This is a genomic window from Halorubrum marinum (genome assembly GCF_048381195.1).
In the GTDB taxonomy this organism is placed as follows: Archaea; Halobacteriota; Halobacteria; order Halobacteriales; family Haloferacaceae; genus Halorubrum.
This window is the reverse complement of the sequence record NZ_JBLWMM010000006.1, coordinates 558,327-573,055: the sequence shown is the minus strand read 5'-3', so window position 1 is coordinate 573,055 and position 14,729 is coordinate 558,327. Positions and strand designations below refer to the sequence as shown.

General features: G+C 68.2%; 17 protein-coding genes, 1 tRNA gene and 1 pseudogene. 10 read left to right on the top strand and 9 right to left on the bottom strand.

Going from position 1 to position 14,729, the window contains the following annotated elements; all coding sequences use genetic code 11:
- Positions 1 to 55 precede the first annotated feature (55 nt).
- The 4 genes from ACNSN4_RS12315 (at position 56) to ACNSN4_RS12300 (ending at position 3,734) form a co-directional block, all read left to right on the top strand.
- Positions 56 to 1,318 (top strand): HD domain-containing protein, encoded by a 1,263-nt coding sequence (locus ACNSN4_RS12315; RefSeq protein ID WP_418286109.1) that lies wholly within the window; start codon positions 56 to 58, stop codon positions 1,316 to 1,318.
- A 78-nt stretch (positions 1,319 to 1,396) separates the two neighbouring features.
- Positions 1,397 to 2,458 (top strand): amidohydrolase family protein, encoded by a 1,062-nt coding sequence (locus ACNSN4_RS12310; RefSeq protein WP_418286108.1) that lies wholly within the window; start codon positions 1,397 to 1,399, stop codon positions 2,456 to 2,458.
- Between the two features lie 46 nt (positions 2,459 to 2,504).
- Positions 2,505 to 2,960, top strand: a complete 456-nt coding sequence (locus ACNSN4_RS12305) for a hypothetical protein (protein ID WP_418286107.1) — start codon at positions 2,505 to 2,507, stop codon at positions 2,958 to 2,960.
- A gap of 57 nt (positions 2,961 to 3,017) precedes the next feature.
- Positions 3,018 to 3,734 carry a thymidine kinase gene (locus ACNSN4_RS12300; RefSeq protein WP_418286106.1) on the top strand — a complete coding sequence of 239 codons (717 nt, stop codon included), beginning with the start codon at positions 3,018 to 3,020 and terminating at the stop codon, positions 3,732 to 3,734.
- Between the two features lie 11 nt (positions 3,735 to 3,745).
- Here the strand turns inward: ACNSN4_RS12300 and ACNSN4_RS12295 are convergent, their stop codons facing one another.
- The 3 genes from ACNSN4_RS12295 to ACNSN4_RS12285 form a co-directional block, all read right to left on the bottom strand.
- A complete protein-coding gene (locus ACNSN4_RS12295) occupies positions 3,746 to 4,000 on the bottom strand; it encodes a hypothetical protein (RefSeq protein ID WP_418286105.1) in 255 nt (84 codons plus the stop codon).
- Between the two features lie 120 nt (positions 4,001 to 4,120).
- Positions 4,121 to 4,636 carry a transcriptional regulator FilR1 domain-containing protein gene (locus ACNSN4_RS12290; RefSeq protein ID WP_418286104.1) on the bottom strand — a complete coding sequence of 172 codons (516 nt, stop codon included), beginning with the start codon at positions 4,634 to 4,636 and terminating at the stop codon, positions 4,121 to 4,123.
- A complete protein-coding gene (locus ACNSN4_RS12285) occupies positions 4,629 to 5,252 on the bottom strand; it encodes a class I SAM-dependent methyltransferase (RefSeq protein WP_418286103.1) in 624 nt (207 codons plus the stop codon). Before ACNSN4_RS12285 ends, ACNSN4_RS12290 begins: the two co-directional genes overlap by 8 nt.
- A 60-nt stretch (positions 5,253 to 5,312) precedes the next feature.
- Here ACNSN4_RS12285 and ACNSN4_RS12280 point away from each other — a divergent pair.
- Positions 5,313 to 5,879 (top strand): annotated as a pseudogene (locus tag ACNSN4_RS12280) (CinA family protein); the annotation flags it as partial.
- Positions 5,880 to 6,011: 132 nt separating this feature from the next.
- On the top strand, positions 6,012 to 6,431 hold the full coding sequence (locus tag ACNSN4_RS12275) for a universal stress protein (protein ID WP_418286102.1): 420 nt from the start codon (positions 6,012 to 6,014) through the stop codon (positions 6,429 to 6,431).
- A 39-nt stretch (positions 6,432 to 6,470) separates the two neighbouring features.
- Here ACNSN4_RS12275 and ACNSN4_RS12270 read toward each other — a convergent pair whose 3' ends face one another.
- The 4 genes from ACNSN4_RS12270 to ACNSN4_RS12255 form a co-directional block, all read right to left on the bottom strand.
- On the bottom strand, positions 6,471 to 6,677 hold the full coding sequence (locus ACNSN4_RS12270) for a hypothetical protein (protein WP_418286101.1): 207 nt from the start codon (positions 6,675 to 6,677) through the stop codon (positions 6,471 to 6,473).
- 72 nt (positions 6,678 to 6,749) lie between these two features.
- Positions 6,750 to 6,823, bottom strand: a tRNA-Thr gene (locus tag ACNSN4_RS12265).
- A 68-nt stretch (positions 6,824 to 6,891) separates the two neighbouring features.
- Entirely contained in the window at positions 6,892 to 7,425 is a 534-nt protein-coding gene (locus tag ACNSN4_RS12260; RefSeq protein WP_418286100.1) for a GNAT family N-acetyltransferase, read from the bottom strand.
- Positions 7,426 to 7,501: 76 nt separating this feature from the next.
- Positions 7,502 to 8,146 carry a CBS domain-containing protein gene (locus ACNSN4_RS12255; RefSeq protein WP_418286099.1) on the bottom strand — a complete coding sequence of 215 codons (645 nt, stop codon included), beginning with the start codon at positions 8,144 to 8,146 and terminating at the stop codon, positions 7,502 to 7,504.
- Positions 8,147 to 8,305: 159 nt separating this feature from the next.
- Between ACNSN4_RS12255 and udk the strand changes: the two genes are divergently transcribed.
- Positions 8,306 to 9,004 carry a uridine kinase gene (gene udk, locus ACNSN4_RS12250; protein WP_418286098.1) on the top strand — a complete coding sequence of 233 codons (699 nt, stop codon included), beginning with the start codon at positions 8,306 to 8,308 and terminating at the stop codon, positions 9,002 to 9,004.
- Between the two features lie 676 nt (positions 9,005 to 9,680).
- On the opposite strand, the gene ACNSN4_RS12245 is transcribed toward udk, so the two are convergent.
- On the bottom strand, positions 9,681 to 10,967 hold the full coding sequence (locus tag ACNSN4_RS12245) for an MFS transporter (RefSeq protein WP_418286097.1): 1,287 nt from the start codon (positions 10,965 to 10,967) through the stop codon (positions 9,681 to 9,683).
- Between the two features lie 172 nt (positions 10,968 to 11,139).
- Here ACNSN4_RS12245 and ACNSN4_RS12240 point away from each other — a divergent pair, with 172 nt between their 5' ends.
- The gene (locus ACNSN4_RS12240; RefSeq protein ID WP_418286096.1) at positions 11,140 to 11,541 is read left to right on the top strand and encodes a hypothetical protein; all 402 of its coding nucleotides are present in this window, start codon (positions 11,140 to 11,142) and stop codon (positions 11,539 to 11,541) included.
- A 57-nt stretch (positions 11,542 to 11,598) separates the two neighbouring features.
- Here the strand turns inward: ACNSN4_RS12240 and ACNSN4_RS12235 are convergent, their stop codons facing one another.
- Positions 11,599 to 13,002: a DEAD/DEAH box helicase family protein gene (locus ACNSN4_RS12235; RefSeq protein ID WP_418286095.1), complete on the bottom strand. Its 1,404-nt coding sequence runs from the start codon at positions 13,000 to 13,002 to the stop codon at positions 11,599 to 11,601.
- A gap of 96 nt (positions 13,003 to 13,098) precedes the next feature.
- On the opposite strand from ACNSN4_RS12235, the gene ACNSN4_RS12230 reads away from it, so the two are divergent.
- Together ACNSN4_RS12230 and ACNSN4_RS12225 are read left to right on the top strand one after the other, a co-directional pair.
- Complete coding sequence (locus tag ACNSN4_RS12230; protein WP_418286094.1) at positions 13,099 to 13,470, top strand: hypothetical protein; 372 nt, start codon at positions 13,099 to 13,101, stop codon at positions 13,468 to 13,470.
- 170 nt (positions 13,471 to 13,640) lie between these two features.
- A complete protein-coding gene (locus ACNSN4_RS12225; RefSeq protein ID WP_418286093.1) occupies positions 13,641 to 14,549 on the top strand; it encodes a Vms1/Ankzf1 family peptidyl-tRNA hydrolase in 909 nt (302 codons plus the stop codon).
- Positions 14,550 to 14,729: the final 180 nt, after the last annotated feature.

Sequence of the window (14,729 nt, the reverse complement as noted above, 5' to 3'; positions counted from 1 at the left end):
GCGTGCGTCGAGTCCACACCCGCTCCTTTTATCCGATGCCGTCGAACACTCTCCCATGATCACGGTCAAGGACACCGTCCACGACCACATCGAGATCGACGGTGTCGCCGCGGCCCTCCTCGACACTCCCGCGGTTCAGCGGCTCCGACACGTCAAACAGCTCGGGACGGTCCAGCTCGTCTACCCCTCAGCGAACCACACCCGCTTCGAGCACAGCCTCGGCGTCTACCACCTCGCCAGCCGCGCGCTCGACCACCTCGGGATCGGCGGCAAACAGGCCGACCGGATCGAGGCGGCGGCGATGCTTCACGACGTGGGTCACGGGCCGTTCAGCCACAATCTAGAGGCGCTCACCCACCGGCGAACCGGCAAGTACCACGACGACGTCGACGAGCTGCTCGCGACGGGCGAGGTCGGCGCCGTCCTCCGCGAGTACGACCTCGACCCCGACCGGATCGCCGGGCTCGTCGCGGGCGAGGGGACGTACGGTCAGCTCGTCTCGGGCGAGCTCGACGTCGACCGGATGGATTACCTCGTCCGGGACGCCTACCACACCGGCGTCCCGTACGGGACCATCGACACGGAGCGATTCGTCCGCGAGCTGACGTTCGTCGACGGCGACGCGGGAGACGGTCCCGCGGAGTCGACGACCCAAGGCCCACGGCTCGCGCTCGACGAGGGGAACGTCCAGACCGCCGAGAGCCTCCTGCTCGCGCGGGCGCTGATGAACCCGGTCGTGTACACCCATCACGTCGCGCGCATCTCGAAGGCGATGTTGCGGCGAGCGGCGAGCGAGCTGCTCGACGCGACCGCGACGACGGCGCCGGCGCTCCGACGGATGGACGACCACGACTTCCTCGCCGCGATCCGCGCCTGTCCGGAGACGGCCGAGCTCTCCCGCCGCTACGACGAGCGCGACCTGTACAAGCTGGCGGTGTGGGCGGAGTACGGAGACGTCCCCGACCGCGTTCACGAGGCCGACCACACGACTGCGGTCGGGCTCGAACGGGAGATCGCGGAGGAGGCGGGCGTCGACCGCGAACACGTGATCCTCGACGTGCCGTCAGAGCCGTCGATGCGCGAGTCGACCGCTCGGGTCACCGTCAACGGCGAGGTTCGGCGGCTGGAACGCCAGTCGCCGCTGGTCTCCGCGCTCCGAACCGCCCAGCGCAACCAGTGGCGGCTCGGCGTGTACGCGCCCGCGCCCGCCACGGACCGCGTCGGGCGGGCGGCCGCCGACGTGCTCGGACTCAACCCCGACGCGCTCGTGAGCGAAGCTCGGAAGGCGATGCCGACGACCCTCGACGAGTTCGAGTGAGTCGGTACCCGGCGACCGGCGAAGAGAGCGCCGATCGGTTCCCGTGACGTTTTAACCTCGGGCTGGCGACCGTGCAGTATGCATCTTGAGGGGACGATACTCGTCGGAACCGACTTCGAACCCGTCGAGGGACGGGTCGTCGTTGACGACGGCGAGATCGTCCGGATAGAGGAGGAGGAGACGGTCGACGGCGGCGACGTGATCCTCCCCGCGTTCGTCAACGCCCACACGCACATCGGCGACTCCATCGCGAAGGAAGCCGGCGAAGGCCTCTCGCTCGACGAACTCGTCGCGCCGCCGGACGGGCTCAAACACCGGCTGCTCCGCTCGGCGAGCCACGCGGAGAAGGTGGCCGCCATGGCGCGGACGCTCCGGTATATGGAGGCGACGGGCACGGGCACGTTCGTCGAGTTCCGCGAGGGCGGCGTCCCCGGTATCGAGGCGCTCAGGGACGCGGTCGCGGGTGAGGGCGTTAACTTCGGCGAGCGGCTGATCGACGCGGTCGCGCTCGGCCGCGACGACCCCGACGTGCTCTCCGTCGCCGACGGATACGGGGCGTCCGGCGCTCGCGACGCGGACTTCGACACCGTGCGTGCGGAGACCCGCGAGGCGGGCAAGCTGTTCGGGATCCACGCCGGCGAGCGCGACGCCGACGACGTCAACCCGGCGATGGACCTCGATCCGGACTTCCTCGTCCACATGGTCCACGCCGAGCCGATCCACCTCGATCGGCTCGAAGACCGCGGAACGCCGGTCGTCGTCTGTCCGCGGTCGAACCTCGTGACGAAGGTCGGCGTCCCGCCGATCCGCGAGCTCGCCGAGCGGACGACCGTCGCGCTCGGCACGGACAACGTGATGCTCGACTCCCCGTCGATGTTCCGCGAGATGGAGTTCGCCGCCAAGCTCGCGGACCTTCCCGCTCGGGACGTGCTCCGGATGGCGACGGTCAACGGCGCCGCGATCGCCGGCGTGAACCGCGGCGTGATCGCCGAGGGTGCCGACGCGGACCTGTTGGTCCTCGACGGCGACTCCGACAACCTCGCGGGCGCGCACGACCTCGTTCGGGCGATCGTGCGGCGCGCTGGCGCGGCCGACGTGTCCCGGGTCGTCATCGGCGGCGAGCCGGTGGCGAACAGCTGATCCGCCAGCGACGCCCTGATACCGGTCCCGGCCGTACCGTCGATCGATGGCTACGTTTTCGCTGCTCGCCGGGCTCGCGATCGGCCCGGTCGTCGGACTGCTCGCGACGCTCGCCATGGATCCCGTAATGGCGCGGCTCCCCGAGGGGACGACGGCACCGAAGGTCGCCGCCGCCGTGCTCACCGACACGGCCGTCGACCGTGCCCCCGACCGGCTCGCGACGTGGGCTCACTACGTCGCCGGCGGCGGATCCGGAGTCCTCTTCGTCGGCCTCGTCGCGGCGGTCGAGTCGCTGGTGGGAACCGGTATCGCGGCGACGGTCGCGATAGCCGGGGTCGTCATGGTCGCGCTGATGGTCGGCTTCTTCGCGCTCGGTCCGCTTCCGAGAGCGCGAGGGCTCCCGCGCCAGCGACTCGCCCGAATCCGCCTGGACTGGGCGCTCTCGGCGGCGACGTACGTGGTCGTCGCGTCGGTGCTCGTCGCGGTCGCGGCGGGTGTCTGAAGCCGCCCACCGCGACGGAGAGAAACGATTTAGTCGCTGGGTCGTCCCCGTGAGTACATGCACGCGATCACTCGATCCGGCTGGATCGAGGTCATTTCTGGGTCGATGTTCTCGGGCAAGACCGAAGAGCTGCTCCGGCGGCTGCGACGCTCCGAGATCGCCGGGCAGTCGGTGGCCGTCTACAAGCCCGCGGTCGACGACCGCTACGGCGAGACGACGATCGGGACGCACACCGGCCGCCAGTGGGACGCACGCGTCGTCGCCAACGAGGGGGACGGACCGCTGGAGATCCTCGACGGCGATCCGTATCCGGAGGTCGTCGCGATCGACGAGGCGAACTTCTTCTCGAACGCCTTGGTCGAGGTCTGCAACGCGCTCGCGGACAACGGGGTTCGTGTGATCGTCTCGGGGACGGACCAGACCTTCCGCGGCGAGCCGTTCGAGCCGCTTCCGCAGCTCATGGCGACCGCCGAGTACGTCGACAAGCTGCAGGCGATCTGCTCGCAGTGCGGCGAGCCCGCCTCCCGGAATCAGCGGCTCATCGAAGGAGAGCCGGCCCACACCGACGACCCGACGATCCTCGTCGGAGCCGAAGAGTCGTACGAGGCCCGCTGTCGCGACTGTCACGTGGTGCTGACCGGCGAGCGACCGGACGGGCGATCGTATCTGACCGACGACAACGACGGGAACACGGAAGACGATGCAAGAGACGCGACCGGCGACTCAGGAGTCGGAATCGATCGGGAGGAGCCGATGGACGCGGTCGACGACTGAGTCGAGTCAGTTCAACTCGTGGCGTCGACGAGTGAACCGTCCGCCTCCGGGTCGTCATCGACGGTCGCGAGCCGAAAGAGGCCGACGAGCGCGACACAGACGAGGATCGCACCCTCGATCCGAGCCGCGACGGGCAGCCAGCCTCTCGGCTCCGCGTCGGCCGCGTCGCGGTACATCAGTCGCGTCCACAGGCTAACGATCTGCCGCGGAGCGAGCGTCTCGATCAGTCCCACAAGACCGGCGACGAGCAGGAGGAGCGCCTTCATACCTCCCATTCGACGGGCCCGAATAAAAAAGGATACACCGATTTCGCCCGGACAGGAGCGACGCGTCGGCGGGAGCGGCCGACACCCGAACTACCGCTTCCGCACGCGTCATTTCACAGCTTACAGCGGGGCGGCCGCCGCGGCGTACCGCCGGTACGTGTCTGCCGCCCACCGCCGGACTGCGGGCGCGTCGGTCCACAGCAACGCGGCGAGCCCGTCGCCGTCGAACAGGCCGACGACGGCTCGATCGCCGACGAGCAGGACGCCCACGGGCGAGTCGCCGTCGTGGGCAGACACCGAAACGTCGTGACCCGCGAGGGCCGTCCGAACCGCGCGCCCGGAGACGCCGCTGACCGTCGCCGCCGCGTCACCGGTGAGCACGAGTCGGATCTCCCCGTCGACCGAGTCGACGACCTCTCGGGCGAGCGACGCCGGTATTCGCGGGACGACGCCGACGATCGCCTCGTCGCCGGCGACGAGGTCGGCGAGGCGGTCTGCGGGACCGGGCATATCCGTCCGTCCGAGAACACGTACCCCGTCGTCGAGAGGGCCGTCGACTGCCTCCTCGACGAGACGTGTGAGCGACCTGGTCGGAGAGACGGCAGACTCGGAGTCGCTCGCGGACCCGTCACTCATCGACGAGCCCCGCGTCGGGCCGCACCGGATACGACTGGCGACCGCCGGTCGAGCGCCGTGCGAGCAGTCGCACACTCGCGCGACGACGGTCGGTCGGCCGCTCTTGGGTCGTCTCGTCGTAGTACACCACCGTCAACCCGAGCGCGGCTCGGAGCAGCTCGTTGGCGGCGAACCGGTATCGGTCGTCGCTCGGGCCAGAGGGCGTCGCGTCGGTCGACCGCAGGTGGCCTTCGACGAAGAGGTAGCCGCCCGGGACGAGCGCCTCGACCAGGTCCGCGAATCGGTCGAGGGTATGAAAGTAGCTCATCGCGATCAGCTCGTACTCCGCCGTCGGGAACGCGTAGGTCGAAACGTCTCCCTGAATCGTCTCGATGCCGCCAGAGAGCCCCGCCGACGCGGCGCGCTCGCGGACGACGGCGAGCCCCTCGGCGGACGCGTCGAGGGCGTCGACCGCGTAGCCCCGCTCGGCGAGAAACACGGCGTTTCGGCCCGTGCCCGCCGCCACGTCCATCGCCCGGCCACCGGGAATTTCCGGCTCGTAGGCGCGCAAAACGGCGGACGGCTCCGGCGCTCGCGGATACTCTCCGGCCGCGAACCGGGCGTCCCAGTCGGTCATAAGCGGAGATTGCGGCCGCCCGAGCGTAAACCCCACGGCGGTGGCGGACGGAGTGCGTATATGAACGCGGGTCACGGCGCAGGCGACGAGTCCGACAGCGACGGGAACGCGCGGGGCGGAGACTCAGCTCCCGAAGCGACGCTCGGCCCGTTGCTCACGGACCGGGAGGAGACCCTCGCGGTCGCGGAGTCGCTCACCGGGGGACTGGTCGGGTCGCGCGTGACTGACGTCCCGGGCGCGAGCGCCTACTTCGACCGGGGGTTCGTCACCTACGCGTACGACGCGAAGCGCGAGCTGCTCGGCGTCTCCCGCGAGTCGCTCGACGCCGAGGGAGCGGTGAGCGCCGCGGTGGCGGAGGAGATGGCGGCGGGCGCGCGGGACCGCGCGGGCACGACGTGGGCGGTCGCCACTACCGGGATCGCGGGACCGGACGGCGGCACCGCGGAGAAACCCGTCGGCCTCGTGTACGTCGGCGTCGCGTACGCGGCGCCGTGGGGGACCGGAGCCTCCTTCGTCCGGAGCGAGCGATTCGTCCTCGACGGCGGCCGCGGCGCGGTGAAACGCGGCGCGGTCGCCGCCGCGATCGACGTCCTCATCCGGGCGATCCGCGAAGTCGACGCCGGAGAGTCAGTGGAGGAGTCCGCGGACGAATCACCGGAGGAGTCCGCGGACGAATCACCGGAGGAGTCGAGCGGGGACCCGCCGATCGAGTAGACCGACCGCACGAGCGTTTATCCGCGTTGCGTGTGTACATGGCACATGATCGAACGCGTACTGGTAGCGATGGACGACTCAGAGCTCTCTGAACGGGCGCTACGCTACGCGCTCGACGTGCATCGAGACGCCGACGTGACGGTGTTACACGTCGCTGGCGAACCCTCCGGGATGATGGGAGCAGCAACCGGGATCGCGCTCGCGGAAGACAGCGAGGAGCGAGTTCGAGAGCTCTCCGAGGACGTGTTCGAACGGGCGGGAGAGATCGCCTCGGAGTACGGGGTCGCGGTCAACGTGGAGACCGAGATGGGGTCACCGGCGAGTCGGATCGTCGAGCGCGCCGCCGAGTTCGACGCGGTCGTGATCGGGACGCACAGCGGGTCGCTCGCCGACCGGCTCCTCGCCGGTAACACGGCGAAGTCGGTGTTCAAGAACGCTCCGGTGCCCGTAACGGTCGTCCGCTGAGCGGGCGCTCGCGGTCCAGATCGCTCTCACCCCGCGCCGTCAGCGGTCGATATACGCGTGGCCGACGACCGCCACGATCAGCGCCGCGACGACGATCCACGCGAACGGCTCGACCGCGAGCAGTCGAATCGGCCGGGTCACCGACTCGTCGAGCCCGAACAACACCCCCGCGGCGAAGACGATCGCGAGGACGAGGGCGGCGACGACCCCGGCGACGCCGAGCAGCGCGGTGTCGGTCCGGTCCATACCGCGGATCGGTTCGGGGTGTATATAAACCGATCCCGAGGGTAGCGGCGCGGGTCTCGGACGGAAGTACGAAGCCAGGGCAGGGATTTGAACCCCGGAAGTCTCGATTACAAGTCGAGTGCATGAACCGCCCATGCTCCCCTGGCGCAAGCGGCCGTACTCGGTCCTCGTATGAGTGCGTGTCGCTTTCGGCGAGCGAGACTTCCCCCTCCGGTCACCCGGTATCGTCGGGTGCGTGTGTTTCGGGTTCGGTCGCGGACACGGACTTCGTCAGCTCGACGCGGTGCGGCTCGTACCCGTGGGCGGCGTAGAAGGCCCGCGCCCGCTCGTTGTCGGCGAGCGCCTCCAGCGCGACCGTTTTCGCGCCCGCCTCGTGAAGCGCCCGCTCAGCCGCGGACAGGAGCGCGGATCCGATCCCGTCCCCTCGTCGTTCACGCACGACGAACAGGTTGCTCACGGTCCCGCGGGTCCGATCCCGGTCGTACCCGCCGCGCTCGAGCGAGAAGGCGACGAAGCCGACCGGGACGCGGTCCGCGTGGCCCTCCGTCGCCCGGGCAACGAGGAGCTCTCCGGTGACGGTCGAGCGCGCGACCCACTCGCGAACCGCGCCGCGGTTCTCCTCGGCGAGCAGGGTGGAGCCGTGTCGCCGCTGTCCGGCGGCGAGCGCGATCCACAGGTCGGTGACCGCATCGACGTCGTCGATCGTCGCGGGACCGATCGCGACCCCGGCGGCCTCGCCGTCAGTCATGAATCAGCTGTTCAGCGTGCAGCGTGTTGAGCCTGCCGCCGGCTCGGCTGGCGGCCACGCCTGAACGCGGATCCGCTCACACGTCCCGGCATTCGGGACAGACCGCCTGTCCGTTCATCGTTACCAACTCGGGCACGAGCCCGCCGCAGCTCTCGCAGACGCCCTGCGTCGGCGACCCGGAAGCGTCCGTCGAGGTGGCCTCCATCGCGGGGTCGACACCCCCGTTGGCGCCCGCGATCGGCGTGTCGGCGGCGCGCCGCTCCGCCATCGCATCCTCGTCGATCGGCGTCTCGTATGCGCCGTCTCCGGTCCGCGGTGCGCCCGCGGCGAGCGTGTCGCCCGCGGTGACGACGCCGACGGCCTTCCCGTCGTCGACTGCCACGAGCCGATCGACGCCCTCGGAGACGAGCCGCTCCTCGACTACGGCGAGCGAATCGTCCGGCGTGACGGTCGGGAGGGGCGGTCCCATCACGGAGCCGACGGTGAGGCCGTCACCGGTGGGGCCGTCGCCGGTGAGGCCGCCGTCGCTCTCGGTGTCGAGCAGCGCGCCGAGCGCGTCCCGACAGCCTAACCGTCCGACCGACTCGCCGCCGCGTAACACGACGAGACAGTTCGTCTCCTCCTCGACGAGGAGCGCCGCCGCGTCCGCCAAGGGGTCGGACTCGCTCACTCCGAGAAACTCTCGATGCATCACGTCCCGGACCGTGGTGTCTGTTCGCATACAACGTGGATCTGACGCGAGCGGCTAAAAGGTGCCCCCGATACCGTTATAGGGATTCCGGGCGTAGACGGCCGATCGGTACGGAGACAGCGCTCTACCGCCGTTCAAAGCTCGCGGTGAAAAAGCAGGCTTCAAACCGTCCGCCACCTGAACGGCGGTATGACCATTCCCTCGTTCGTGATCGGGATCGCGGGAGGGACGGGTGCGGGGAAGACGACGGTCTCCCGCCTCGTCACTCGCGATCTCGGCGACAGCGTCACTCGTATCCCCCTCGATAACTACTACGAGGACCTGTCACACCTCGATTTCGAAGAGCGGCAGTCGGTCAACTACGACCACCCGGCGGCGTTCGAGTGGGAGCTGCTCCGCGAGCACCTCGAATCGCTGCTGGAGGGGCAGTCCGTGCAGATGCCGCAGTACGACTTCGAGGTCCACAACCGCAAGCCGGAGCGCGTGACGGTCGAGCCGACGGACGTCATCGTGCTCGAAGGAATCTTAGCGCTGTACGACGAGGACATAAACAAGATGATGGACCTCCGGCTGTACGTCGAAACCGACGCCGACGTCCGGATCTTACGCCGGATTCGCCGGGACGTCATCGAGCGCGGCCGCGACCTCGAGGGCGTCATCGATCAGTACCTCTCGACGGTCAAACCGATGCACGAGCAGTTCATCGAGCCGTCGAAGAAACACGCCGACGTTATCATCCCGGAGGGCGCCAACAGCGTCGCCGTGAACCTCCTCGAAGAGAAGCTCCGCGCCGAAGTCGAGGGCGACGCCGTCCGGAGCTGGGAGCGCGGTAGTTTGGAGGAAGAGCTCGGCGAGAAGCGCTCGCTCGATATCGACGGCGACGACTGAGACTGAGCCCGGCTCTGTTGAAATTCCCAGTAGCTGATATAACTGGTTTCGGTCGCGATCCATACAGACACAGCGACGATAGATAGCGGGAGTGGGTATTGCGGATGGGTGGCGGTGATCCGGTAGTTAAATAACCGTGAGCGGCGGCGACGATCGCTTATAAATAGTTGTGCGGTGGCGCGCCCCGGTGAGCGGCCCGCAGGGCCGCGAGTAGCGAGGGACCGAAGGTCCCTCTGGCAGCCGGTGCGAGGGAGTCGGTGGTCCGGAGCGAAGCGAAGGACCACCGACGAGGCTGGGGAGGTGTGAGGTGTGGGGCGGTTGGGTGGGGCTCAAAGGGGCAGTCACCGGCGCTACGCGCCGGTTGCAAGCGAGAGCTCCGCTCTCGCCCTGTCGCGAGGACGACGCTCGGCGACGGAAGCACCGCAGCGAGCGACGCGAGTCCTCGCGACTGGGGCTTTGGAGGCTGTCACCGCAGAGTCGTCAGTCACGTATAAATAACTGATCGACCACGCTGATACACCGACTCCCGCTATCGGTCAAGAAGCACCGTCACCGACCGGCTGTTTCATACCGTATTGTATCGGATGGAGAAGGTTTCAACGGCGCCGCTTTTCACACCGCAACGCTCGTGATCCTACCGCTCACGACCGCGACAGCGTGACCGCGAACGGCTCGGTCACTCCGGTCCGGTTCGTGAAGGTGAGCCGGTCGGTGGCTCTTCGATCGGCGATTCCCAGAGCAAGATCACGACCGAGCCGACGACCAGTATCACACCCGCTGCCGAGAGGGCGATCAAGGGTGACACGGCGTCCGAGATCACGCCGCTCCCGAGCTGAAACGGGATGACGGTCACGGCGCTCACCATCGCCATCGCGCTCAACACCGTCGCACGACCGAGCGTTTCGATGCGGTCGTTCACGTACTGTCCAGCGAGCACTCGCGTCGGCTCGACACACGCCCACCCGACGAACAACGCGACGAGCGCTATCGGAGGCACGAACGGCATCGCCGTCAACAAGCCACCGACGAGGAGCGGGATGACGACGAACCACCGACGGAGTCCGACCCGCTCCCGAATGAACCCGATACGGTAGGTGATCGCCGCCGAGACGAGATTGATCGCCGCGTAGTACACCCCGAGCAGCGTTTCGACGTTATCAGTCGAAACGACGAGCCCGGAGGGACGCTCTCGACCGGGAACCGGGAGTGAGAGAGTGAGACGCATGTTCAGGCCGGTCACGACGGACTCGAAGACCGGTTGGAGGAAGATGAACACGAGATAGGTAACGGCCGAGAACAGCACGAAGTAGTAGAGGATGAACGACCGGAGGCGACGCTGGCCGACGGCCTGCGTGACGACGCCCCACGCCTCTCGGATCCCCATCTCGCTCGAACCGCTCTCCGTGTACGTCGCCGGTTCATCCAGTGTCGCGATCACGAGCAGCCCCACTCCGGTGAACAGCGCAGCCACGAGAAACGGGTACGTGAGGTCGAGTCCCCCGAGATACCCGCCGACGAGTGACGCACCGACACCGGCCGACAAGGCGACCGATTGTCCGCGTCCGCGGACCCGAGTGAACTCGTCGCTCGCAGAGACGTCCGTGAGCGTTTCGTACACCCACGCGTCTTCCGTTCCCGAGCGGAAGTTATAGCCGAGCGACCAGCAGACGAACAAGGCGGCAAACGCGAGAAACGAAGCGGCGAACGCGATTCCGACCAACGTCGCCGTAATGAGTGCCGATCCGACGAGGAGGCTATTTCGACGGCCGATTCGGTCGCCGACGTACCCCGTCGGCACCTCCCCGAGAACCGTCGCCAGGTTGTAGAGCGCTTCGATGACGACGATCTGCGTGAACGAGAGCCCCTGTGAGAGAAGGTAGAGGTACATGATCGGCCGATAGAACTCGACCGCTTCGGTCGCTTTGTAGAGGTAATATTTGAAGACTGCTCCGGGAACCGCCATATCCCCACTGTCACACCACCGAACCCTAACGACTGTGGAATACGCCAACGCCCGCCGCATCTGTATCGGTCCCCGAAACTGCCTCGGTCCCGAGGTCGTGAATACCCGCTAGCGTCCCCGAAACGTGGGAATTACTGGTAGGGTTAGATGAGGTCGCGACGTAGCGTCACCCATGATCCGAGCGATTATCGGCGTCCTCGGCGGCGTCACGGCCGTGACTCCGAAGCGGATAGTCGACGCGTACGAGACCGTCGCGATCGAGAACGCGGCCGAGACCGAGATGCGCTCGGGTGCGGAACCGGCGATCCGGGCCGAGAGCGCGTTGGTCGCCGCCGTCTGTCTACTCGGCGGGCGCGCGTACGCCTGGATGCTGTACGTCACTGGCGGGTTCGGCGCCGTCCTACTGATCGCGCCGCGAGCGTACCGCGAGTTCGCGAGCCGACTGCTCTACGCCGATCCGGACGCCGTGGTGTGGGCCGAGCGGTTCACGCCCGCTCTCCGACTGCTCGGTGCGCTGTACCTCCTGTTCGGACTGCGTGAGTTCCGATCGCGCCGTCGACGAGACGGAGCGTGACGGGAGCGTGCCAGTGGTCGGACTGTCACCCCGCCGTCAGCGAGACTCGCCCCTGCCTCACCGCCGTCGACTCGCCACGCGTTCCTCGGCCGTCTCCGTCGAGACCACCTCGTAGAGGATCGCCCGTCCGCCGTCGTCCTTCGGACGGAGTACTCGGCCGAGCCGCTGGGTGAACTCGCGCTCGCTGCCGGAGCCCGATAGCACGACGGCGACGTTGGCGTCCGGGACGTCGACGCCCTCGTCGAGGACGTTGGCGGCGACGACGCGGCCGTACGTCCCCTCGCGGAAGCGCTGCAGTATCTCGCGACGCTCCGTTGCGCCCGTCTCCGCCGTGATCGCGGGCAAGAGGAACCGCTCGGAGAGCCGGTAGACGAGGTCGGTGTGAGCGGTAAAGACGATCACGCGGTCGTCGCGGTGGCGGTCGAGGATCGATTCGAGCCGGTCGACCTTCCGGCTCGCGTTCATCATGATCTCTCGGGCGTCGTTTTTCGCCAGGAGCGCCTCGCGCGCGGCGGGGTCGTTCCCGGAGCGCTTGACGAGCTCTCGGTAGTCGCTCCCGCTCGTGAACGTGATCCCGGCGTCGCGGACGTACTCGACGAACGTGCCTTGCTTCTCGTCGTACCGCTCGCGTTCGTCGGGAGTCAGCTCCACCTCGATCCGCCGGATGTCGTACGGCGCGAGGTGATCCCCGGCGAGGTCGTCGACGTCGAGTGCGTAGGCGCGCTCGCCGATCAGTTCGGCGACGGTCTCGTGGGCGCCGTCGGGTCGCTCGAACGTCGCCGTGAGCCCGAGCCGAGCCGGTGCCGCCAGCAGGCGGGCCACGTCCCGGTATCCCTCCCCACCGAGGTGGTGGACCTCGTCGAAGACGGCGAACTCGAAGGCGTCGCCGATCGATTCGGCCTTGAGATACGCGGAGTCGTACGTCGACACCGTGACCGCCTCCTGCCGTTGCTCGCCGCCGCCGAACCGCCCGATCGGAACGTCGAACTCCGTCTCCAACTCTCGCTGCCACTGGTCGAGCAGGTCGACGGTCGGAACGACCACGAGCGTGGGTACACCGAGCTCCACGATGGCCCGGATCGCGATAACGGTCTTTCCGGCCCCGGTCGGGAGTTCGAGGACGCCGCGGTCGTTCGCGTCACGCCAGGCATCGAGCGCCTCTCGTTGGTACTCGCGGAGGTCGTAGTCGGTCGAGAGCGTCGCCGGGAGTCCCGCGTCGTCCGCGGCGCGGTCGCTGGCGTCCAACACCCGGTCGTCGACGCTAACGCCCGCGACCTCGAGCGCCCGGCGGATCGCGGCGTAGCGGTAGGCGGGTGCCCGAGCCGTCCCGGATCGAGGGTCCGTCTCGACGCCCGGTAGCGGCGGGAGCGACGGAGGCTCGGTATCGACGCTCCCAGCACCACCGTCACCGCCGGCGTCGACTCGGATCGTCCCGTCCTCGTACGTCAGCCGGACATCCATCAGGAGCGGTAGTCGGCCGAGTTACAAAGGGCCACCGTCTGCGTTGCCCGCGCCCGAGCGACGACTCCAAGTATCCGGACCTGAAACGAGGAGGTCATGAGTCTCATCGGATCGGTCGCCACGTTCGTCGTCGGACTGCTCGTCGGCGGGTTGGCCATCTTCATCGCCGCCGCCGTCGTCACCGGCACGCGGGATTACGGGCACGCGGTGTTCACCGCGCTGTTCGGCGCGATCGTCTGGGGGCTGTCGGCGCTGTTCCTCTCGTGGATACCGCTCATCGGGGAGTTCATCCCGCTGCTCGCGTGGGTCTGGCTGATACGGCGGCGGTACGGCACCTCCTGGGTACACGCCGGGATCATCGGCTTCATCGCGTGGGCCTCGGCGATCCTCGTGCTGGCGGTGCTTCCGTTCGCGGGAATCTCCGATGCGGTCGGCGTCCCGTTCGTCCGAACGCTCGCGATAGTGTAGCGACCGACGAGCACGCGGACCGGTACCGGGTCCCTAATTCTCTCGTCTAACGGTACCGAACCGTCCGCTGCTGTGCGATCCCGGACTCGCAGCCGTAGTATCGACCGACGTACCATCTCCAATCTCGCGATGAACGTACCTTTTAGGTCGTCGCCGGATGCGAGTGTGGTATGATCGACAGGCTGCTCGGGCGCGCCGGGCTCAAAGAGCGGATCGAGGAGCTCGAAGAGGAGAAACGGCACCTCGAACGGCGCGCGTCGGCCGAAGAGGAGCGCCGCGCTGACGCCGTCGCCGACCGCCAGCGGGCCGAAAAGCAGGTCAACGAGCTCGAACACCGGATCGAGTCGTTGGAAGAGCGGCTCGACCGCACGAGGGGCGAGGAGGAGGCGGTCGAGTTCCGACGGGTGAGCGACGTGCGCGGTGCACGACTCGACGACGTGCTCGGGCGCTTCCGCGGCGTCGCGAGCGACGACCCGGAGGGGCTGCTCACCGCGTTCGTCCCGGACGGCGACGCCGTGCCCGCGACCGTCTCGGACTGGTTCGGCGACCGAACCGCGCTCGTCCGCCGGGCCGCGCCCGCGGTCGTTCTCGCCGATGACGCCGGCGCGGTGAGCGCCGCGATCACTCCGTCGATCCACCCGGACCCGTTCGACGGGTGGGACGACGCGTTCCGGCTCGACCGGAGTTGGTTCCGACCGACCGGGCGGTTCGCGTTCGCCCTCGTTCGTTCGGACACCTTCGCGCTCGGAACCTACGAGGGCGACGAGCGCGTCGGCTTCGAGGGGTTCGCCTCGGACGTGAAAGAGGCGCACTCGAAGGGCGGGTTCTCACAGGGCCGTTTCGAGCGACGCCGCGAGGGACAGATCGACGACCACCTGAAGCGAGCGAACCGGGCCCTGTCCGCCGTTGCCAGCGCAGACGACGTCGACCGCGTGGTCGTCGTGGGGGAGCGAAGCGTTCTCGGAGGCGTACGCTCACACGCCGACGTGACGGACGTCTCCGACGCGACCGGGAAGCCGGAGTCGGCGCTTTCGGACGCGTTTCGCGACTTTTGGACGGCGCGGATTCACGGGATATGAGGCCGAAAACCGGCTGTTGAGCGGGAAGAAGCCTCAGACGTTGAACGAGAAGAGGGCCCACATTGGGCGAAAGGGGCTCCGCGTTGAACGAGAAGGGACCGTATACCAATACGACCCGACGCCGTGGCCCGAGATGGGGGGGCCTGTCACACGCTCCCTCCATCCCCGACGTTTCATCGG